The 19306-nt window shown below is 72.4% G+C and carries 17 protein-coding genes and 1 riboswitch; of the genes, 11 read left to right on the forward strand and 6 right to left on the reverse strand.

Going from position 1 to position 19306, the window contains the following annotated elements; all coding sequences use genetic code 11:
* Positions 1-33: 33 nt before the first annotated feature.
* Positions 34-1248, reverse strand: coding sequence for an MFS transporter (locus IF09_RS0123630; RefSeq protein WP_030298854.1), 1215 nt, complete (start codon positions 1246-1248; stop codon positions 34-36).
* Between the two features lie 55 nt (positions 1249-1303).
* Between IF09_RS0123630 and IF09_RS0123635 the strand changes: the two genes are divergently transcribed.
* A complete protein-coding gene (locus tag IF09_RS0123635) occupies positions 1304-2470 on the forward strand; it encodes an ROK family transcriptional regulator (protein WP_051832777.1) in 1167 nt (388 codons plus the stop codon).
* A gap of 95 nt (positions 2471-2565) precedes the next feature.
* On the opposite strand, the gene IF09_RS0123640 is transcribed toward IF09_RS0123635, so the two are convergent.
* The 4 genes from IF09_RS0123640 to IF09_RS0123655 form a co-directional block, all read right to left on the reverse strand.
* Positions 2566-3555 (reverse strand): CorA family divalent cation transporter, encoded by a 990-nt coding sequence (locus IF09_RS0123640; protein ID WP_030298858.1) that lies wholly within the window; start codon positions 3553-3555, stop codon positions 2566-2568.
* Complete coding sequence (locus IF09_RS0123645; RefSeq protein WP_030298860.1) at positions 3552-4310, reverse strand: SDR family oxidoreductase; 759 nt, start codon at positions 4308-4310, stop codon at positions 3552-3554. The genes IF09_RS0123640 and IF09_RS0123645 overlap by 4 nt, the downstream gene beginning before the upstream one ends.
* 55 nt (positions 4311-4365) lie before the next feature.
* Entirely contained in the window at positions 4366-5280 is a 915-nt protein-coding gene (locus IF09_RS0123650; RefSeq protein WP_267882168.1) for an RNA polymerase sigma-70 factor, read from the reverse strand.
* 101 nt (positions 5281-5381) lie between these two features.
* On the reverse strand, positions 5382-7754 hold the full coding sequence (locus IF09_RS0123655; RefSeq protein WP_030298864.1) for a chitinase C-terminal domain-containing protein: 2373 nt from the start codon (positions 7752-7754) through the stop codon (positions 5382-5384).
* 277 nt (positions 7755-8031) lie between these two features.
* A riboswitch (FMN riboswitch) is annotated at positions 8032-8161 on the forward strand.
* A gap of 234 nt (positions 8162-8395) precedes the next feature.
* On the opposite strand from IF09_RS0123655, the gene ribD reads away from it, so the two are divergent.
* The 10 genes from ribD to IF09_RS0123705 all read left to right on the forward strand — a co-directional run bounded on the left by ribD (position 8396) and on the right by IF09_RS0123705 (position 17161).
* A complete protein-coding gene (ribD, locus tag IF09_RS0123660) occupies positions 8396-9472 on the forward strand; it encodes a bifunctional diaminohydroxyphosphoribosylaminopyrimidine deaminase/5-amino-6-(5-phosphoribosylamino)uracil reductase RibD (RefSeq protein WP_030298865.1) in 1077 nt (358 codons plus the stop codon).
* On the forward strand, positions 9473-10105 hold the full coding sequence (locus tag IF09_RS0123665) for a riboflavin synthase (RefSeq protein ID WP_030298866.1): 633 nt from the start codon (positions 9473-9475) through the stop codon (positions 10103-10105).
* Positions 10102-10755, forward strand: a complete 654-nt coding sequence (locus IF09_RS0123670; RefSeq protein WP_030298867.1) for a nicotinamide mononucleotide transporter family protein — start codon at positions 10102-10104, stop codon at positions 10753-10755. Before IF09_RS0123665 ends, IF09_RS0123670 begins: the two co-directional genes overlap by 4 nt.
* Positions 10752-12050 (forward strand): bifunctional 3,4-dihydroxy-2-butanone-4-phosphate synthase/GTP cyclohydrolase II, encoded by a 1299-nt coding sequence (locus IF09_RS0123675; RefSeq protein ID WP_030298868.1) that lies wholly within the window; start codon positions 10752-10754, stop codon positions 12048-12050. Before IF09_RS0123670 ends, IF09_RS0123675 begins: the two co-directional genes overlap by 4 nt.
* 56 nt (positions 12051-12106) lie before the next feature.
* Positions 12107-12592 (forward strand): 6,7-dimethyl-8-ribityllumazine synthase, encoded by a 486-nt coding sequence (gene ribH / locus IF09_RS0123680; protein ID WP_030298869.1) that lies wholly within the window; start codon positions 12107-12109, stop codon positions 12590-12592.
* Positions 12593-12627: 35 nt separating this feature from the next.
* A complete protein-coding gene (locus tag IF09_RS0123685) occupies positions 12628-12909 on the forward strand; it encodes a phosphoribosyl-ATP diphosphatase (RefSeq protein WP_030298870.1) in 282 nt (93 codons plus the stop codon).
* A gap of 74 nt (positions 12910-12983) precedes the next feature.
* Positions 12984-13832, forward strand: a complete 849-nt coding sequence (gene hisG / locus IF09_RS0123690) for an ATP phosphoribosyltransferase (RefSeq protein ID WP_030298873.1) — start codon at positions 12984-12986, stop codon at positions 13830-13832.
* 42 nt (positions 13833-13874) lie between these two features.
* Entirely contained in the window at positions 13875-14339 is a 465-nt protein-coding gene (locus IF09_RS0123695; protein WP_030298875.1) for a PH domain-containing protein, read from the forward strand.
* Positions 14340-14627: 288 nt separating this feature from the next.
* A complete protein-coding gene (locus tag IF09_RS0123700; protein WP_037635789.1) occupies positions 14628-16091 on the forward strand; it encodes a hemolysin family protein in 1464 nt (487 codons plus the stop codon).
* Positions 16088-17161, forward strand: coding sequence for a hemolysin family protein (locus IF09_RS0123705; RefSeq protein ID WP_030298879.1), 1074 nt, complete (start codon positions 16088-16090; stop codon positions 17159-17161). Before IF09_RS0123700 ends, IF09_RS0123705 begins: the two co-directional genes overlap by 4 nt.
* Positions 17162-17197: 36 nt before the next feature.
* Here IF09_RS0123705 and IF09_RS0123710 read toward each other — a convergent pair whose 3' ends face one another.
* The gene (locus tag IF09_RS0123710; protein WP_030298881.1) at positions 17198-19144 is read right to left on the reverse strand and encodes an AAA family ATPase; all 1947 of its coding nucleotides are present in this window, start codon (positions 19142-19144) and stop codon (positions 17198-17200) included.
* Between the last annotated feature and the right edge of the window lie 162 nt (positions 19145-19306).

Genomic DNA, 19306 nt, shown 5'->3' on the forward strand with positions numbered 1-19306 from the left:
CCCATCTGAAGACGCGGAGCGGCCTTCGCAAGGCTACGGCCGGATACCTGCCGGTTCGTCCCGCTCTGCGGGCGCGGAGCCCGCGGCCACCGGCTTCTGCCGCAGTACGGCGGCCCCCGCGACCAGAGCGAACGCGAGCAGGGTGACCAGCCCGAAGGACACCACGAGCGAGGTCGCGTCCGCCACCGCACCGATCGCCGACGGCGCGATCAGCCCCGACGTGTACGTGATCGTCGCGACGCCCGCGATGGCCTGCGCCGGGGCCGGTCCGCTGCGCGCGGCTGCCGCGAAGGCCAGCGGGACCACCACGGCGATGCCCAGTCCGATCAGGCCGAAGCCCGCCAGCGCCGCGGCCGGGTGGCGGACCGTCACCACCAGCAGCCCGCCCGCGGTGGCCAGTACCCCGCCGGCCCGCACCGTGTGCACCGGCCCGAACCGGTCCACCACCCGGTCCCCGGCGAGCCGGGCGACGGCCATGGTGAGCGCGAACGCCGTGGTGGAGGCGGCGGCGAGACCGGCATCCGTGTCCAGGACGTCGCGCAGGTAGACCGCGGACCAGTCCAGGCTCGCGCCCTCCGCGAAGACGGCGCAGAACCCGATCGCGCCGATCAGCAGGGCGGACTTCGGGGGCAGCGCGAAATGCGGCGGCGCCTCGGCTCCTGCGGCGCTGCGCAGGTCCAGCACCCCGCGTACGGCGACCAGCCCGGCAGCGGTCAGGGCGAGCGCGGCGAAGAGGTGGTGCAGCCGGGCGTCGGCCCCGGCATGGGCGGCGACCGTGCCCGCCGCCGAACCCAGCAGCGCGCCCACGCTCCACATGCCGTGCAGCGAGGACATGATCGAGCGGCCGAGCCGGTTCTCGGTCTCCACGCCCAGCGCGTTCATCGCCACGTCCGCCATCCCGGAGGTGGCGCCGTAGACGAAGAGGGCGCAGCACAGCGTGGCCAGGTTCGGCGCCAGGCTCGGCAGGAGCAAGGACAGGGTCCACAGCGCCAGCAGCGCGCGCAGCGCGGTACGGTCCCCGAAGCGGTGGTTGATCCGGCCGGCCAGCGGCATCGCGAGCGCCGCGCCCAGGGCGGGGAAGGCGAGGGCGAGGCCCAGGGTGCCGGCGCTGAGCTGGGCGTGGTCCTGGATCCAGGGGATGCGGGTGGCGAAGGAGCCGGTGACGGCCCCGTGGGCGCAGAAGACGGCGGCGATGGCGAAGCGGGCCCGGCGCAGGCGCGCCGGGCCGAGGTCTGTTTCCCCTGTCATGGCATTAAACTATCAGGGACCCTGCCTGATAGTTAGCGGCGTGGAGCTACCTAGGATGGGCGCCGTGACTCCTGCCAAAGCCCTGGCCCCAGCCGCCACCGCTCCGTCGCCCGCGTCGCCGAGTACGGCCCGGGCCATCAACGACCGGCTCGCCCTGCGATTCCTCCAAGAGGAAGGGCCGCTGACCGCCACTCAGCTCAAGACGATGACCGGCCTCTCCCGCCCTTCGGTCGCCGATCTCGTCGAGCGGCTGACCGGGGCCGGGCTGATCGAGGTCGTCGGGCAGTCGGGCGAACAGCGCCGCGGCCCCAACGCCAGGCTGTACGGGATCGTCGCCCGCCGTGCGTACCTGGCGGCCCTGGACGTACGGACGGACAGCGCGACCGCGGTGGTCGCGGACCTGCTCGGCCGCCCTCTCGCCCAGGCCGAGCTCCCGGTGGACGCCGTCGAGGAGGCCGTGGACCTGCTCGAGGCGCTCGCGCGGGAGGCCGGCGCGGACGGGCTGCACACCGTGGTGGCCGGCGCGCCGGGCCTGGTGGCCCCGTCCGACGGGGTGCTGCGCAGCACCGCCGGCCTGCCGGTGTGGCACCGGGACCTGGTGGCGGCCCTCCGGCGGAGGCTGCCGGCCACGGTGGTGGTGGAGAACGAGACGAACCTCGCGGCCCTCGCGGAACAGCGGGTCGGGGCCGCGCAGGACCTGGACTCCTTCGTGCTGCTGTGGCTCGGCGCGGGCGTCGGCGCGGCCGTGGTCCTGGACGGGCGGCTGCGGCGGGGCGCGTCGGGCGGGGCGGGCGAGATCGGCTTCCTGCCGGTGCCGGGCACGGGCCGGCTGCCCTCCGCCACGGACTGCGAGGGCGGCTTCCACGCGTTGGTCGGCCGGGAGGCCGTGGTCGCGCTCGCGGCGGAGCACGGCTGGGCCGGGCCGGTGGAGGAGGCGGTGGCGGGCGCCGCGGGCGAGGCCTTCATCGAGGCCCTGGCGGAACGGCTCGCGCTGGGCGCGGCGGCCGTCGCGGCGGTGCTGGATCCGGGGTGCCTGGTCCTGGCGGGTGGGCTGGGCCACGCGGGCGGCGCCCCCCTCGCCTGCGCGGTGGCCCGCCGCCTGACGACGCTGACCCCGGTCCCGATGGAGGTCCGGGCCACTGCCCTCGGCGACCCGGCGGTCCTGACGGGGGCGCGGCTGGCCGCCCGCGAAGCCGCGCAGGCGGACCTCTTCGCCCCCTGAGCCGCACCGGCCGGCACCGGCCGCACCGGGCCGGTGCGGCCCGGTGTGCATCGGGCCGGACCATGCCGCACCGTGGTTGCACCCGGCCGGACGGCCTACTCGTCGTCGACGCTTTCGTCGTCGTGGAGCCGGCGCCAGATGCGGGTGCGGTGCAGTACGTAGAGCGCGCCGGCCAAGAAGACCACCTGGAGGCCCACGGCGAGCACCCAGAAGATGACCCGGCTCTCCAGCTCGTCCGTCAGGTAGGCGAAGTTCATGCCGAAGAACCCCGTCAGGAAGGTCAGCGGCAGAAAGATCGTCGAAACGATCGCCAGCCGGTTGATCACGCCGTTCTGCTCGCCGGACACCAGCGAGGAGTAGGTGCCGAAGCCCCGCCGGGCGGCCTCCTGGAGTGCCTCGATGTCCGTCAGCACCAGCCTCGACACGCGCTGGTACTCACGGGCGAGCCGCTGGCGCTCCTCCGGGAAGTTGCGGTTCAGCACCCGGCGCGTGATGGCCTCCTCCGCCGCCTGGTGGTAGGGGAGGAGCGTGTGGTGCAGGAGCGCCGAGGTCCGGCGCAGCCGGGCCAGGCTGTAGAGCTGCTCGGGCTCGCGCTGCCGGAACATCTCGTCCTCCAGGTCCTCCACCTCCAGGAGGGCCTGGACGGCGGATCGCCGGTAGGTCTCCAAGGCCTCGCCCAGCAGCAGGAACAGCGTGGCCACCGCGTCGGGGGGCCGTTCGTGCGGGAAGCGGGCGACGAGGCTCTCCACCAGCCCGGCCGGTCCCCGGTGCACCGTGACCAAATACCGCTCGGTGGCCACGACATGGAGGTGGACGACCTGGCCCGCCTCGATCGCCGGGACGACGAACGCGGCGGCGTCACCGAGGAACTCGGCGCGGGCGGATTCTCCCTCCCGGCCCAGCCACGGCAGGTCCTCGGCCTCCAGGCCGAGCAGGTGGGCGATCGGCTGCTCCCCGGGCGGTGCTTCCTCGGGCAGCTCCGCGTCCACCAACACGAAACGGGATTCCGCGAGTCGCTGACGGGCTTCGGAGACCGGGGTGCGCCGCGCGATGCCCTCCGGCATGGACACCACCGAAACGATCATCGCCCCGCCGCTCCGGCCCGCGCCGCCAGGAACTCCGCGAACGTGCCCTTGCCGGACGCGTGGGACGGGGTCAGGTTGCCGCCGCGGCAGAAAGCCGCGTACGCCTTCCCCGCGAGGGGCAGCGGGAACACCTTGCGCCGCCGTCCCGTCGCCGCCAGGTACGACCGGCCCAGTTCCACCAGCGTGTGGATCTCCGGGCCGCCCATGTCCGTGACCCGGCCGGCCGGGGCCGGGACGGCGAGTTCCGCCATCCGGTCGGCGACCTCCTCCACGGCGATGGGCTGCACCCTGACCCCCCTCGGCAGCGGCAGCGGCACCAGCGGCACCTTCGCCAGCCCGTCCACCGCCATCGCCACCAGGTCGTGGAACTGAGTGGTCCGCAGGATCGTCACGCCCAGCCCCGACGCCTCCAGCATCCGCTCGACCTGGTACTTCACCTTGTAGTAGCCGAACGGGACCACATCGACCCCGACGATCGAGATGTAGACGATGTTCGTGACCGTCCCGGCCCGCCGGGCCGCCTCGATCAGGTGCCCGGCGGCCACGTCGTCGCCGCCCCGCGGGGTGCTCGCGCAGTGCACGACCACCTCCGCGCCCGCCATCGCGGCATCGAGCCCGCTGCCGTCCCGGAGATCGACCGGGTGGTCCTTCGCGTGCCGGCTCAGGACCCGTACGTCGTGGCCCGCGGCCCGCAGCCGGCTGACGACCAGCGCGCCGAGGTTTCCGGTGCCTCCGGTGACGAGGATCGTGCTCATGGTGTTCGTTCCTTCCCTGAAGGGGGTGCGTTCACCGGCTGAGACCGGACAGCCCTCAGGAATGTGACAGCTGCCGCTGAAGGAACTCCAGCTTCTCCGGATTCACCACGCTGCGCACCTCGCGCACCAGCCCGTCCTCGATCTCCACCTGCAGGACCGTCCCGCCCACGATCAGCGCGGGCTCCCCGTTGACCTCCGCGAAGGAGATCGGCATCCCGGCCGCGAACTTGCGCAGCACACCCACCAGGAAGCGGGCCACCTTGTCCGGGCCCAGGATCGGCCGCCGTGCCGCGCCCACGATCCCGCCGCCGTCCGCCACGTACCGCACGTCGGCGGTCAGCATGCCCTCCAGCCGGGCCAGGTCGCCGTCGCGCGCCGCCGTCAGGAAGGTCTCCACCAGGCGCTGCCACTGCGCCGGATCCGGTTCGAAGCGGGGGCGCGACTCCCGTCCGCCGGACGGCCCGGCCGTCCGGCCCGCAGCGACCCGGGCCGCGGCCCGCCGGTAGAGCTGCCGGCAGTTGGCCTCGGTCAGGTCCAGGAGCCCGGCGATCTCCCGATGGCCGTACGCGAACGCCTCGCGCAGCACGTACACCGCCCGCTCCACCGGCGTCAGCTGCTCCAGCAGCACCAGCAGGGCCATGGACACGCTGTCCCGCTGCTCCGCAGACTCCAGCGGGCCGAGGGTTCCGTCCCCGGTGAGGACCGGCTCGGGGAGCCAGGGGCCGACGTACTCCTCGCGCCGGGCCCGCGCCGAGGTGAGGCGGTTCAGGCAGAGGCGGGTGACGACCTTGGCGAGCCAGGCCCCGGGGTGCTCGATGTCCTCGCGCCCGGCGGAGCTCCAGCGCAGCCAGGCGTCCTGGACGGTGTCCTCGGCCTCGGCGGCGGAGCCGAGCATGCGGTAGGCGATGCCGAACATCCGGGGCCGGTGCTCCTCGAAGTCCGCGACGGGTGCGGCGTCCTGTGTGATCACCGCAGCAGCCTACGAGGGGCCGCGCCGGCACGTGCGAGGACCCGGTGACCGCCGGGCCACCGGGTCCTCACGTTCGCCCGCCTACGGGAACCGACGGGGTGTCAGCAAGCGCCCTGGTCCTTCCAGACGCCCCACTCACCGGTGGTGCCGGGCTCCTCGTTCTGCGTCCACCACTGGGCCTTCCAGCCGTGGCCCTTGTGCGAGACGACGTCCCCGCCGTTGTAGACGGTGCCCGCGACGTACGCCGGGTTGCTGCAGGTCCCGCCCGGCGGCGTGGTCGGGGGAGTGGTGGGAGGCGTCGTCGGGGGAGTGGTCGGCGGGGTCGTGGGCGGGGTGGTCGGCGGGATCGTCGAGCCCCCCGGCTCGACGAGCGCCGTGCCGCGTGCCAGGTCACCGGCGAGGGCATAGGTGGTGCCGGAGATGTTCACCGTCCAGTTGGAGGGCGTGGACACCGGCAGGTAGTAGTTGAACGCCAGGTCGACGGAGGCGCCGGGGGCCAGCGCCTGCCACGCCGGCAGCTTCAGCGAGACGCGCTGGAAGTCGCCCTTCAGGCCGCCGACGTTGGTGCCGGTGTGGCCGCTGCTGATCACCTTCGTACCGAAGCCGGACTGGTCGGACGCGTTGTCCGGGGCCGAGGTCCCGTAGTCGAACCGGAACTCGGTGCCGCCGGGCAGCGTGGTCTTCGTGTTGTTGGTGATCTTGAGCTTCGGGGTGATGGGGTAGTTGGAGTCGCCCAGCTTGAACTCGGTGAACTCCGTCTTGATGTCCACGGCCTGGGCCGGCAGTGCGCTGCCCGCCTTCTTCGCGCCGTACGGCGCGGCCGCCTTGAACTTGTCGTACATCAGAGAGGTGAGCGTGTCGCCCATCTCGTACTGGCCCTTGGCGGAGTCGTACGCGTAGTCGCCCGCCAGCTCCCAGACCATCGTGCCGCCGATGCCCTTGTCCACCACGTAGTCGGCCTTGGCGGCGACGGACTGCTCGTCCTCCGTCGACAGGAAGACCTTCTTCTGGGCGTTCCACAGCCACGGCGCCACCAGGGTGGAGTCGTACTTGCGGGCGTAGGTGCCGGTCAGCGTGGTGTTCGCCGGGAAGCCGTACCTGGTGACGTAGTCGCCGACGACGCCCTTCTCCAGGTTCTTGGCGTGCCACATCGGGTTGGAGCCCGCCGGGGACTCGGCCCCGTTGGTGTCCAGGTCGTGCCACAGGTTGTCGATGCCGACCGCGCCGTCACCGCACTTGGTCAGCCCCGCCCCGGCGGGGCAGGTGGTCGCCGGGGCCTTGCCCCACATGCCGTCCGTGCCGCCCTGCACGTTCTTGAAGCCGCGGGTGTAGTACGGCAGGCCCATGTTGATGCGGCCGGCCGGCATGGAGCCGCGGAAGTAGTGGTAGGCCCAGTCGGAGTTGAGGTAGCCGATGCCGCCGTACTGGGAGGTGGAGTAGACGCCGGCGGCGGCCAGTTCGCCGTCCTTGCCGTCGTCGAAGAGCGAGGCGTTGGGGCCGACGTACTCGTTCCACGCGCCGTGCAGGTCGTAGGACATGATGTTGACGTAGTCCAGGTACTTCTGCATCTGGAACGTCTCCATGCCCCGCAGCAGGTAGCCGGAGGAGGGGGCGGCGACGGAGAGCAGGTAGTGCTTGCCGTCGGCGGCGCCCGCGCGGTCGAGCTTCTCGCGCAGCGACTTCATCAGTGCGGCGTAGCCCTGGACGAGCCCGGACCGGCGGGCGTTGGAGAGCTGCCAGTCCAGCGGGTTGCCCGCGTCCTTCATGGTGGTCGGGTACTCGTAGTCGATGTCGACGCCGTTGAACCCGTACTTGCGGACGAACTCGACCGAGGAGTCCGCGAACGTGTCGATGCCGGCCTGGTTGACGGAGCCGTCGGCGTTGGTGGCCATCGAGTAGAAGCCGCCCGAGGCGACGCGGTTGCCGTCGTCGCCGAAGTAGCCGCCGGTCTCGGCCCAGCCGCCGACCGAGATCAGCGTCTTCACGTTCGGGTACTGCTTCTTGAATTTGTTCAGCAGGTTGAAGTGGCCCTTGTACGGCAGGGCCGGATCCATCTCGGCGCCGGCAACACCCGGCCAGGTCATCCCGGTGGCGGCGTTGTTCGCGTTGTCCGCGCCGACCGAGATCCTGTTGTCGGCGCCCACGTGGGCGAAGGCGTAATTCAGATGGGTGACCTTGGACCACGGGACGTTGTTGGCGAGGTAGGCGGGGGTGCCGTCCTTGCCGGTCCGCCACCCGGTGAAATATCCGATGACGCGGCGCTGGTGGTCGGCGCCCATCTTCTCGCGGCCCTCGGAGTCGTAGACCGAGCAGTACGGGACGTCGACACCGGCGGTCTTGTACAGCCCGTCCGGGCGACAGCCCTCGTGGTCGGCGGCGTGCGAGACGCCGGACGAGAGCCCGCCCACCAGCAGTCCGGCGATTGCGGCGCCGGATGCCAGGAGCATCGCTCTCGTACGGGTGGGGGACGGCATGGTGCCTCCTGGGGAGGGGAGGATGGCAGGACACGAAAGGGCACAACAGGCGGAAAGTGGTGCGTGTTGGCCCGTGACGTGCGCACATCTGACGGGCTGTCTCCCGAGAGGATGAAGGGAACGTTAAGAGGACTAGACCACCTCGTCAATAGGTCTGTACCAATCGGCGGCGCACTTGACGGACTCCCGCGGAAGACCCCCTCTGTGACCCAGGCCACAGCTCCTCGCTCGCATGGCCGCCGATCACCCGTGGCAAACTGGCAGGAGTACCAGTAAGCAGCGCACTCCGGGGTCGGTGTAATTCCGAACCGGCGGTATAGTCCGCGACCCGTCCGCAGCCAGCGGCCGGTTGACCAGGTGAAATTCCTGGACCGACGGTGAAAGTCCGGATGGGAGGCAGTGCGCGGCGGGCCAGTCACCGGTACGCCGCCGTCGGCGGTTCATCGGCGTATCCCCTGTGGACACGTCCGGGCGGACCGTTTTTTCGGCCTCGGCGTGCCGCGTGTGCTGAACCGCTTCATCTGTCGTATCCCGACAGGCCCCGGAGTCCGTGCCCGACGAGGCAGGAGGACCCGGTGGCGAACCACGCCGCGAACGCACCGCACGACGCCGTCGGCGGTGCCGACGCCGACGCGCAGGCCATGCGCCGCGCCATCGAGCTCGCCGCCCGCGGCCTCGGCTCCACCAGCCCCAACCCGGTCGTCGGCTGTGTCGTCACGGACGCCGCGGGCACCGTCGTCGGCGAGGGCTGGCACGAGCGGGCCGGCGGCCCGCACGCCGAGGTCCACGCCCTGCGCGCGGCAGGCGAGGCAGCCCGCGGCGGCACCGCCTACGTCACCCTCGAACCCTGCAACCACACCGGTCGCACGGGGCCCTGCGCCCAGGCCCTCGCCGAGGCCGGCGTCACCCGCGTGGTCTACGCCGTCGCAGACCCGAACCCGCAGGCCAGCGGCGGCGCCGACACCCTGCGTGCTGCCGGTGTCAAGGCCGAGGGCGGGCTCCTGGAGGCCGAAGCCGCGGCGGGCAACGCCGCCTGGCTCACCTCCGTACGCCTCGGCCGCCCGCACGTGACCTGGAAGTACGCGGCCACCCTCGACGGCCGCAGCGCCGCCGCGGACGGCAGCAGCCGCTGGATCACCGGCCCGGAGTCCCGCGCCGACGTCCACCGGCTGCGCGCCGAGGCCGACGCCGTCCTCGTGGGCGGCGGCACCCTGCGCGAGGACGACCCGCACCTGGCCGTACGCGACGTCGAGGGCGCCACCCAGCCGCTGCGCGTCGCCCTCGACACCCGCGCCGGCCTCCCGCCGACCGCCCGCATCCTCGACGACGCCGCACCCACGCTGCTCGTCACCGGCGAGGACGCCGACACCCGGCACCTCCCGGGCGTCGAGCTGCTCCGCCTCCCCCTGCACGACGGCCGCATCGCCGTCCACGACCTGCTCGCGCAGCTGTACGCCCGCGGCGTGCGCTCCGTACTCCTCGAAGGCGGCCCCACCCTGGCCGGAGCCTTCCTCGAGGCCGGAGCCGTCGACCGCGTCATCGGCTACCTCGCCCCGGCCCTCCTCGGCTCCGGCCCCACCGCCCTCGCCGACGCCGGCATCACGAACATCGCCCACGCGGTACGTCTCGACATCACCGAGGCCGTCCGCGTCGGCACCGATCTCCGCATCACCGCAGTCCCCCAAGCCGCCCCCACCACCGCCCCCAAGGAGCACTGAGTGTTCACCGGAATCGTCGAAGAACTGGGCGAGGTCACCGCCGTCGAGCAGCTCGCCGAGGCCTCCCGCTTCCGCCTGCGCGGCCCCGTCGTCACCGACGGCGCCAAGCACGGCGACTCCATCGCCGTCAACGGCGTCTGCCTGACCGTCGTGGAGACCGCGGACGGCGAGTTCACCGCCGACGTCATGCAGGAGACCCTGAACCGCTCCAGCCTCGGCACCCTCCACCCGGGCTCCCGCGTCAACCTGGAGCGCCCGATGGCCCTCGGCGGACGGCTCGGCGGACACCTGGTCCAGGGGCACGTGGACGGCACCGGCGAGATCCTCTCCCGGACGCCCTCCGAGCACTGGGAGATCGTCAAGGTCGCGCTCCCCGCGCACCTGTCCCGGTACGTCGTGGAGAAGGGCTCCGTCACGGTCGACGGCGTCAGCCTCACCGTGGTCGAAGCCGCCGCCGACTGGTTCACCATCAGCCTCATCCCCACCACCCTCGCGCTGACCACGCTCGGCATCAAGCAGCCCGGCGACCCGGTCAACCTCGAGGTCGACGTCCTCGCGAAGTACGTCGAGCGCCTGATGGCCGCAGGCAGCCTCCGAACTGACCCGCTGACCGCCAAGGAGGACCAGCAGTGACCGCCCTGACCTGGCTCAACGCGGAGGCCTTCACGGTCTTCGGCCAGAAGGTCATCTGGTCCGACATGATCGGCAACCTGATGGGCCTGGCCGCCCTCGCCCTCGGCTGGCGCCGCTCCATATGGACCTGGCCCGCCCAGCTGCTGTCCGGCCTGATCCTCATAGCCGCCTACGCCTCCGCCCACCTCGCCGGCGGTGTCGGCAAGCAGCTCCTCGTCATCGGCGTGGCCGCATGGGGCTGGCGCGCCTGGCAGCTCGGCCGCAAGCAGGCCCAGGACGGCACCCTCGCCGTGCGCACCGCGACCTGGACCGAGCGCGGGCTGCTCCTCGCCGGAGCGGCCCTCGGCACCCTCGCCGTCGGCGGCCTGTTCACGCTCTTCCCGGACCTGTCCTGGAGCCCGTGGGCCGACGCCTACATCTTCGTCGGCACGATCGTCGCGATGGTCGCCCAGGCGCGCGGCCTGGTCGAGTTCTGGTTCGCCTGGCTCCTCGTCGACCTGGTCGGCGTCCCGCTCGCCTTCACCAACGGACTGGCCTTCTCCGGCCTCGTCTACGTCGTCTACTTCGCGCTCGTCCTGTGGGGCGCCCACGACTGGTACCAGCGCTCGCGCACCACCCCCGCCCCGGCCCTGGAAGGAGCAACGGCATGACCACCCTCAAGCCCGTGCCCGACATCGACGCCGTCCTCGAGACCGCCTTCCGGCTCGACCCCGTCGAGCAGGCCATCCGCGACATCGCGGCCGGCCGCCCCGTCGTCGTCGTCGACGACGAGGACCGCGAGAACGAGGGCGACCTCGTCATCGCCGCCGAGAAGGCCACCCCCGAGATCGTCGCGTTCATGATGAGCGAGTGCCGCGGCCTGATCTGCGCCCCCATGGAAGGCCCCGAGCTGGAGCGGCTCGAGCTGCCCCAGATGGTCCAGCACAACACCGAGTCGATGAAGACCGCCTTCACCGTCTCGGTCGACGCGAGCGCCGCCCACGGCGTCACCACCGGCATCTCGGCCGCCGACCGTTCCACCACCCTGCGGATGCTCGCCAGCGGCGTCTGCGAGCCCTCCGACTTCGTGCGCCCCGGCCACGTGTTCCCGCTGCGCGCCAAGCCCGGCGGCGTCCTGGTCCGCAACGGCCACACCGAGGCCGCCGTCGACCTCGCCCGCCTCGCGGGCCTGCGCCCCGTCGGCGCGATCGTGGAGATCGCCGGCGAGGACGGCGTCATGCTGCGCCTGCCCGAGCTGATCCCGTTCGCCCGCAAGCACGGCCTGACGATCATCTCCATCGAGGACCTGATCGCCTACCGCCGCTCCTCCGAGCCGACCGTGCGCCGCGAGGCCGAGGTCACCCTGCCGACCGCCCACGGCGACTTCACGGCGTACGGCTACCGCTCCACCGCCGACGGCGTCGAGCACGTCGCCCTCCTCCACGGCGACATCGGCGACGGCAAGGACGTCGTGGTCCGGGTCCACTCCGAGTGCCTGACCGGCGACATCTTCCACTCGCTGCGCTGCGACTGCGGCCCCCAGCTGCACGCCTCCATGGCCCGCATCAAGGAGGCGGGCCGCGGCGTGGTCGTCTACCTGCGCGGCCACGAGGGCCGCGGCATCGGACTGGTGTCCAAGCTGCGCGCGTACGAGCTCCAGGAGCGCGGCCGCGACACCCTGGACGCCAACCTGGAGCTCGGCCTGCCGGCCGACGCCCGCGACTACGCCGCCGGCGCGCAGATCCTGGCCGACCTCGGCGTCAAGAGCGTCCGGCTGCTGACCAACAACCCCGAGAAGTCCGCCGCCCTCGTCCGGCACGGCATCGCGGTCAACGACCGGGTGGCCATGCCGATGGAGGCGGGCGAGCACAATCTGCGGTACCTGCGCACCAAGCGGGACCGGATGGGCCACGACCTGCCCTGGCTGGAGCAGGCCGTGACCACCTCCGCCTGCGGCAACCAGTAAGTACGAACCACCACCCGTCAAGCACCACGAACCACGAAGCACCGAGGAGCACAGCTGTGAGCGGCAAGGGCGCACCCGAACTGAGTGTCAGGAACTGCGGAGACCTCCGGGTCGCGGTCATCGCGGCCCAGTGGCACGAGAAGGTGATGGACGGGCTCGTCGACGGCGCCCTGCGGGCCCTGCACGAGCTGGGGATCGACGAGCCCACCCTGCTCCGCGTCCCCGGCAGCTTCGAGCTCCCGGTCGTGGCGAAGGTACTCGCCGGTCGCGGTTACGATGCCATCGTCGCCCTCGGAGTCGTCATCCGCGGCGGCACCCCGCACTTCGACTACGTCTGCCAGGGCGTCACCCAAGGCCTGGTACAGGTGTCGATCGACACCGGAGTCCCCGTCGGCTTCGGCGTTCTGACGTGCGACAACGACGAGCAGGCGCTGGACCGTGCCGGGCTCGAGGGGTCGAACGAGGACAAGGGGCACGAAGCGGTCATCGCCGCCGTCTCCACCGCTGCGACCCTGCGGTCCGTCAGCGAACCCTGGCGCTGAGTGGCGGTGGGGGAGCCCGTATTCTGAGGACCATCATGGCGAACACACCCTCCAAGAGCTTCGAAGAGCTCTTCACCGAGCTCCAGCTCAAGGCCGCCGACGGCGACCCCAGCACCTCCCGCACCGCCGAGCTCGTCGGCAAGGGCGTCCATGCCATCGGCAAGAAGGTCGTCGAGGAGGCCGCCGAGGTCTGGATGGCCGCCGAGTACGAGAGCAAGGAAGCCGCCGCCGAGGAGATCTCCCAGCTGCTGTACCACGTCCAGGTGATGATGGTCGCCCGCGGGATCTCCCTCGACGACGTCTACGCGCACCTCTAGGCCGGAGCCCCTCCCGGGCCCCCGCCCGCCGTCCAGCCCACACCTTTCGCAATCCACGCACTGAAGGAAGCCCCATGCTGCGCATCGCCGTCCCCAACAAGGGTTCACTCTCCGGAGCGGCGTCGGCGATGCTCCATGAGGCCGGCTACCGCCAGCGCAAGGAGTCCAAGGAGCTCGTGGTCCTCGACCCCGAGAACGGGGTGGAGTTCTTCTACCTCCGCCCCAAGGACATCGCGATCTACGTCGCCTCGGGCAAGCTGGACATCGGCATCACCGGCCGTGACCTGCTGCTCGACTCCGGCGCCAGCGCGGAGGAGATCCTCCCGCTGAACTTCGGCCGCTCCACCTTCCGCTACGCCACCAAGCCCGGCACGGCGAAGGGCCCCGAGGACTTCCACGGGATGACGATCGCGACCTCGTACGAGGGAATCGTCGCCAAGCACCTCGCCGAGCAGGGCATCGACGCCTCCGTCGTGCACCTCGACGGCGCGGTCGAGACCGCCATCCAGCTCGGCGTCGCCCAGATCATCGCGGACGTCGTCGAGACCGGCACCAGCCTGCGCAACGCCGGCCTCGAGGTCATCGGCGAGCCGATCCTCACGTCCGAGGCCGTGGTCATCCGCGGCAACGGCGCCGACGCCGACAACGCGCAGGCCCAGCAGTTCCTGCGCCGCCTCCAGGGCGTCCTGGTGGCCCGCAGCTACGTGATGATGGACTACGACTGCCGCGCCGAGCACCTCGAGCGCGCGGTCGCCCTCACCCCGGGCCTGGAGTCGCCGACCGTCTCCCCGCTGCACAACGAGGGCTGGGTCGCCGTCCGTGCGATGGTCCCGGCCAAGGAGGCGCAGCGGATCATGGACGACCTGTACGAGCTCGGCGCGCGGGCGATCCTCACCACCTCGATCCACGCCTGCCGTCTCTGACCCGCACGTCCTACCCCCCCTGCAGAAGGCATCACCAGCATCATGGCCGAGTCCGCCGCCCAGCCCGCACCGCCCGCCCTGCCAATCACCTTCCGGCCGACCCGCACGCGGGCCGTCCTGCTGGGCGTCGGGCTCGCCATGTTCGCCACCATCACGGCGATCGCCCTCCTGCTGGAGAACCTCGGGCCGGGGGAGCGGATGAGCTTCATCTTCACCGCCGTCCTGCTGACCTCCGTACTCGTCCTGCTCAGCCGCCCCAAGGTGGTCGCGGACGAGGCGGGCGTCACCGTCGTCAACCTGACCAGCACCCGCCGCCTGGAGTGGGCGCAGATCCTGCGCGTGAACCTCCGCCCGGGCGACCCGTGGGTGTTCCTGGACCTCAGCGACGGCACGAGCCTGCCCGCCCTCGGCATCCAGCCCGGAGTGGCCAGGCAGCAGGCGATCGGCGACGCCCGCGCCCTGCGCGCACTCGCCGAGGCCCGGGGCACCGGACCGCACGACCGCTGAGCCGCCGGCCGCGCGGACCTGGAACGGACGTCGAACATCCATCGAACGGCCCCTGAACGGGCCTCGAGCCGCCCCCGTACGAAGCACCGGAGCCGCAGCCGACCGCTGCGTCCCATTGCGGCGGCGATCTCAGTGACTACCCTGGTGGCGGGGCGCACCCGTGCGCCCTCCCACCGGCCCCCGGGACCCCGAGGTCCGGGGGAACCTGCGACTTGAGGAGTGACTCCCTCCAGCAATGGACGGATCGTCCGGTAGTACCCGCGCCGCCCTCCCCACGGAGGCGGCGGCATGACCATCCCGCTACTCCTGCTCGTGGCGGCATTCGCCCTGATCCTCGCCAACGGCTTCTTCGTGGCGGCCGAGTTCGGCCTCGTCACCGTGGAACGACCCGAGGCCGAACGCGCCGCAGCCGACGGCGACCGCCGTGCCCGCACGGTGGTCGAGGCCCTGCGGGAGCTGTCCTTCCAGCTCTCCGGCACACAGCTCGGCATCACCATCACCTCTCTCGTGGTCGGCATGCTGGCCGAACCGGCCCTCGCCGGACTGCTGGCCGGGCCGCTCGCGGCGACCGGCCTGCCCGCGGGAGCCGTCTCCGGCATCGCCGTCTTCATCGGCATGCTGCTCGCCTCCGCCGTCCAGATGGTCCTCGGCGAGCTCGTCCCGAAGAACTGGGCGGTCTCCCGACCGCTGCAGGTGGCCCGGTTCGTGGCCGGCCCGCAGCAGGTCTTCTCGAGGGCCTTCCGGCCGGTCATCGCAGGCCTCAACGCCGTCGCCAACCGCCTCGTGCGGGCGCTCGGCGTGGAACCCGCCGAGGAGATGGCCTCCGCCCGAACCCCCGGCGAACTGGTTTCCCTGGTCCGCCATTCGGCCCAGGCCGGCGCCCTCGAACAGGACACCGCCGACCTCTTCGTACGGACCCTCTCGCTGGGCGAGCTCACGGCCCAGCACGTCATGACCCCCCGGGTGAAGGTCAGCGCCCTCCAGCACACGGCCACCGCGGCCGACGTGCTCAACCTGACCCGCGCCACCGGACTGTCCCGGTTCCCGGTCTACCGGGAGCGCATCGACGAGGTCACCGGGGTCGTCCACCTCAAGGACGCCCTCGCCGTGCCCGAGTCCGAGCGCGCCCGCACCACCGTCAGCCGGATCTGCGTCGCCCCGCTGCTGGTGCCCGGCTCGCTGCCGGTGCAGCCGCTGCTGGAGCGGCTGCGCAGCGAGCAGCCGATGGCCGTGGTCGTCGACGAGTACGGCGGCACCGCCGGGGTCGTCACCCTGGAGGACATCGTGGAGGAGCTCGTCGGCGAGGTCCGCGACGAGCACGACCTCGCCGAGGACGAGGGCCCCGAACTGGCCGCCGTGCCCGCCGAGGACGGCCGCCCTTCGTGGGAGGCCGACGGCAGCTGCCGGGTGCAGACCCTGCGCCGGATAGGCCTGGAGGTGCCCGAAGGCCCGTACGAGACCGTCGCCGGTCTCGTCGCCGATCTGCTCGGGCGGATCCCCGCCCCCGGGGACCGCGCCGAACTGCCCGGCTGGAGGCTGTCCGTCCGCCAGGTCGGCCGCAACCGCGCCGAACGCGTCCGGCTGGTCCGGCTGGGTACCGTCCCCGCCTCCGCCCACGGGACGGGCCCCGAGGCCGCCCGTGCCACCGTCCGGATCGACGCGGCCGGCTCCGTACGCACGGCGCCCGGCCGGCAGGCCTCCCCGGACGTCCGGTCGCCGCAGCCGGCCCAGCTGGAAGGCGCCGGCCGATGAACGCCCTCCAACTGCTCTTCGCCCTGGTCCTGGTCCTGGCCAACGGTTTCTTCGTCGGCGCCGAGTTCGCGCTCGTCTCCGTACGGCGCAGCCAGATCGAGCCGCTGGCCAAGGAGTCCAAGCGGGCCCGCCAGGTGCTGCACGGCCTGGAGAACCTGCCGCGGATGATGGCCGCGGCCCAGTTCGGCATCACCGTCTGCTCCCTGACCCTCGGCGCGGTAGCCGAGCCGACGATGGCCCGCCTGCTGGAGCCGCTCTTCCACGCGGCGCACATCCCGCAGGGCGTGATCCACCCGCTCGGCTACGCGGTGGCGCTCGCCGCCGTCGTCTTCCTGCACCTGGTCATCGGCGAGATGGTGCCGAAGAACCTCGCCATGGCCGCGCCCGAGAAGACCGCCCTCTGGTTCAGCCCGGGCCTGGTGGCGTTCGCCCGGCTGTGCGGCCCCGTCACCAGCGCACTGGGCTCCTGCGCGCACCTGGTGCTCCGCCTCTTCAAGGTGGAGCCCAAGGACGAGGTCGAGGCCGTCTACACCAGCGCCCAGCTCGGCCGGCTCGTCGAGGACTCCCGGCAGGCCGGGCTCCTGGAGCCGGGCGAGCAGGAGCGCCTGGAGGATGCCCTGGAGCTGGGCAGCCGCCCGGTCACCGACGTCCTGCTCTCCCGGGAGCGGCTCGTCACGGTCGGCCCCTCGGCGACCCCGCGGCAGATCGAGCAGCTGACGGTCCGCACCGGCTACTCCCGCTTCCCCGTCCGCTCCGAGAACGGCGCCTTCATGGGCTACCTGCACGTCAAGGACGTGCTGGACGTCGAGGACCGGGAGCGGGCCGTACCCCAGCGGGTCTGGCGCCGCATGCCCACCCTGTCCGCCACCCTCCCGCTGGACGACGCGCTCAGCGTCATGCGCCGGGACGCCACCCATCTGGCCCAGGTCGCCGACCCGGCCGGGCGGGTGCTGGGCCTCGTCGCCCTGGAGGACGTACTGGAGATGCTCGTGGGCGAGGTACGCGATCCCGCGCACCGCATCCCGGGCCGCCGGACCGGCCCCCGCGCGACCAGCACCGCCGGCGTGTGAGGCACGGGGTGCCGGGGCTCCGGCCCCGGCACCCCGCTACAGCGGCGGCGGCTCCGGGCGGTCGCGGTCCTGCGGGCCCCGGCCCGACAGGACCTCCCCGTACGCCTGCATCAGGTCGGGCAGCCGCAGCGTCGACAGGTCGTCACGGGAGGGCTCGCCGGGGAACCCCGCCAGCCGCAGATCCCGGTACGCGCAGCTCTTCTCGTACAGGGTGCGCAGGAAGCGGCCGTTGCCCAGCTCGTCGATCCAGCCCTGCTCCACCACGTGCCCGCTGATGCTGCGCAGCTCCTCCAGGGCCTCCTCGTCCCAGCAGTCCCCGTTCGCGTCCGCCAGCACCCCGCCGATCGCGGTCAGTTCCAGCGGGCGGTAGCTGGGGAAGTCGACCCGGGTGGTGAAGCGCGAGGACAGCCCCGGATTGGCGGCCAGCAGCCGGTCCATCCCCGCGGGGTAGCCGGCCAGGATCACCACAAGGTGGTCCCGGTTGTCCTCGGCCCGCTTCAGCAGCACCTGCAGGGCCTCGTCGCCGTAGGCGTCGCCCTTGGTGTATCCGGTGTTGGAGAGGCTGTACGCCTCGTCCACGAACAGCACCCCGCCGATCGCGGAATCGATCAGCTCATTGGCCTTCACGGCGGTCTGCCCGAGGAACTCTCCCACCAGATCCGCCCGTTGGGCCTCCACCAGATGGTCCCCGCCCAGCAGCCCGAGCGCGTAGAAGACCCGGCCCAGGATCCGCGCCACGGTCGTCTTGCCCGTGCCCGACGGCCCGGAGAACACGAAGTGCCGCTTCGGGGGCTGCACCGGCAGGCCCTGCCCGGCCCGCAGCCGGGCCATGTGCAGCTGCGCCGAGAGCGCCTTCACCTGCCGCTTCACCGGCTCCAGGCCCACCATCCGCTCCAGCTCCGCCAGCGCCTCGGCGAGCAGCGCCGGATCGGACGGGCCCGCCGGCAGGCCTCCGGGCGCGGTCTGCGGCGGTACCGCCACCTTGCGGCGCACGCCCTCCGCCCGGCCCGTGCCCGTACCCGGAGCCCCGAACCGCGGATCCGGCTCCGGCGCGATCAGCGGGTCCTGCTCCACCTGCCCGTCCGCCGCGATGTCCTGGACGGGGCCGCCGCCGAGGGCCACCGCCGCGAAATCCCCGCCGACCGGCGAGAGATCGTGCCCGGCGTGGCCCTCGTATCCGGACGCGGCGTACCCGGCGTATCCGTCGGCCCCGTCGACGTAGTCGCTGTCCTCGATCGCCGTCAGCCGGGCCGCCGTGTCCATGAACGCCGGGTCCACCCGGTGCACCGCCCGGTACAGCGGCAGCGCCGCCGCGCTGCGCCCGGTCCCCTCGTGCGCCCGGGCCAGCCAGTACCGCAGCTCCTTGCGCTGCGGCTGCTCGCTGCGGCACCGCATCAACGCCGCCGACAGCATCGGCTCGGCCTGCCCGTACATCTCGAGGCGGACCCGGGCCATCCCGCCGAACAGGCCCGCCTCGATCCCGAGCAGCGGATCGTCCACCAGCGGCTCGGTGTGCCGCACCAGCTGCTCCCAGTCCTTGACCAGGTAGGCCCGGCAGGCGTGCAGGAACCGCACCTGCGCATCGGTGTCCACCGGCGGCAGTGCGGCCAGCGCCTGGTCCAGCTCGGGGACGTGCCGGCCGTCCAGCCAGTGCGAGGCGTGGGCCAGCAGGAGGTCGCGCCGGCTCTCCAGGACGGGCTGCACCCACCAGCCGAGCCAGTACCAGGAGTTCAGCGTCCGCCGGTGGCGGGCCCGCTGCTCGCCGAAGCGGTCGCGGTGGGCGTACATGCGCAATAAGGCGTTCGTGGTGTCCACCCGGAGCGCGTGCAGGCCCAGCCATGCGTCGGCCATCGAGGGATCCAGTCGTACGGCCGCCCGGAACTCCTCCTCGGCCTGCGGATAGGCGCCCATCGTGCAGGCGTCCACTCCGCGCAGCCAGGCGAGTTCGGCCGGGGCGTGCGTGCCCGGCGTGCCGAAATCCATCACATCCCCCACAAGCCTGCCCCCGTGGTGCACAGCAACCCCCGCGTTGCGCCCGCGAGTTGTCCACTGCGCCGATGAAATCAGGGCTGCATCGTACCTGCGGCTACGCACCATACGTAGGGTGCGGCGGGCACCGGTCGACCGGGTTCCGGGGCGCACAAG

The sequence above is a fragment of the Streptomyces katrae genome (genome assembly GCF_000717655.1).
Lineage (GTDB): Bacteria > Actinomycetota > Actinomycetes > Streptomycetales > Streptomycetaceae > Streptomyces > Streptomyces katrae_B.

Bases quoted from the DNA above. Each gene is read 5' to 3' on its own strand.
- IF09_RS0123630 (WP_030298854.1), bottom strand. From the start codon at position 1,248: ATGACAGGGGAAACAGACCTCGGCCCGGCGCGCCTGCGCCGGGCCCGC.
- IF09_RS0123635 (WP_051832777.1), top strand. From the start codon at position 1,304: ATGGGCGCCGTGACTCCTGCCAAAGCCCTGGCCCCAGCCGCCACCGCT.
- IF09_RS0123640 (WP_030298858.1), bottom strand. From the start codon at position 3,555: ATGATCGTTTCGGTGGTGTCCATGCCGGAGGGCATCGCGCGGCGCACC.
- IF09_RS0123645 (WP_030298860.1), bottom strand. From the start codon at position 4,310: ATGAGCACGATCCTCGTCACCGGAGGCACCGGAAACCTCGGCGCGCTG.
- IF09_RS0123655 (WP_030298864.1), bottom strand. From the start codon at position 7,754: ATGCCGTCCCCCACCCGTACGAGAGCGATGCTCCTGGCATCCGGCGCC.
- ribD (WP_030298865.1), top strand. From the start codon at position 8,396: ATGCGCCGCGCCATCGAGCTCGCCGCCCGCGGCCTCGGCTCCACCAGC.
- IF09_RS0123675 (WP_030298868.1), top strand. From the start codon at position 10,752: ATGACCACCCTCAAGCCCGTGCCCGACATCGACGCCGTCCTCGAGACC.
- IF09_RS0123685 (WP_030298870.1), top strand. From the start codon at position 12,628: ATGGCGAACACACCCTCCAAGAGCTTCGAAGAGCTCTTCACCGAGCTC.
- hisG (WP_030298873.1), top strand. From the start codon at position 12,984: ATGCTGCGCATCGCCGTCCCCAACAAGGGTTCACTCTCCGGAGCGGCG.
- IF09_RS0123695 (WP_030298875.1), top strand. From the start codon at position 13,875: ATGGCCGAGTCCGCCGCCCAGCCCGCACCGCCCGCCCTGCCAATCACC.
- IF09_RS0123700 (WP_037635789.1), top strand. From the start codon at position 14,628: ATGACCATCCCGCTACTCCTGCTCGTGGCGGCATTCGCCCTGATCCTC.
- IF09_RS0123705 (WP_030298879.1), top strand. From the start codon at position 16,088: ATGAACGCCCTCCAACTGCTCTTCGCCCTGGTCCTGGTCCTGGCCAAC.
- IF09_RS0123710 (WP_030298881.1), bottom strand. From the start codon at position 19,144: ATGGATTTCGGCACGCCGGGCACGCACGCCCCGGCCGAACTCGCCTGG.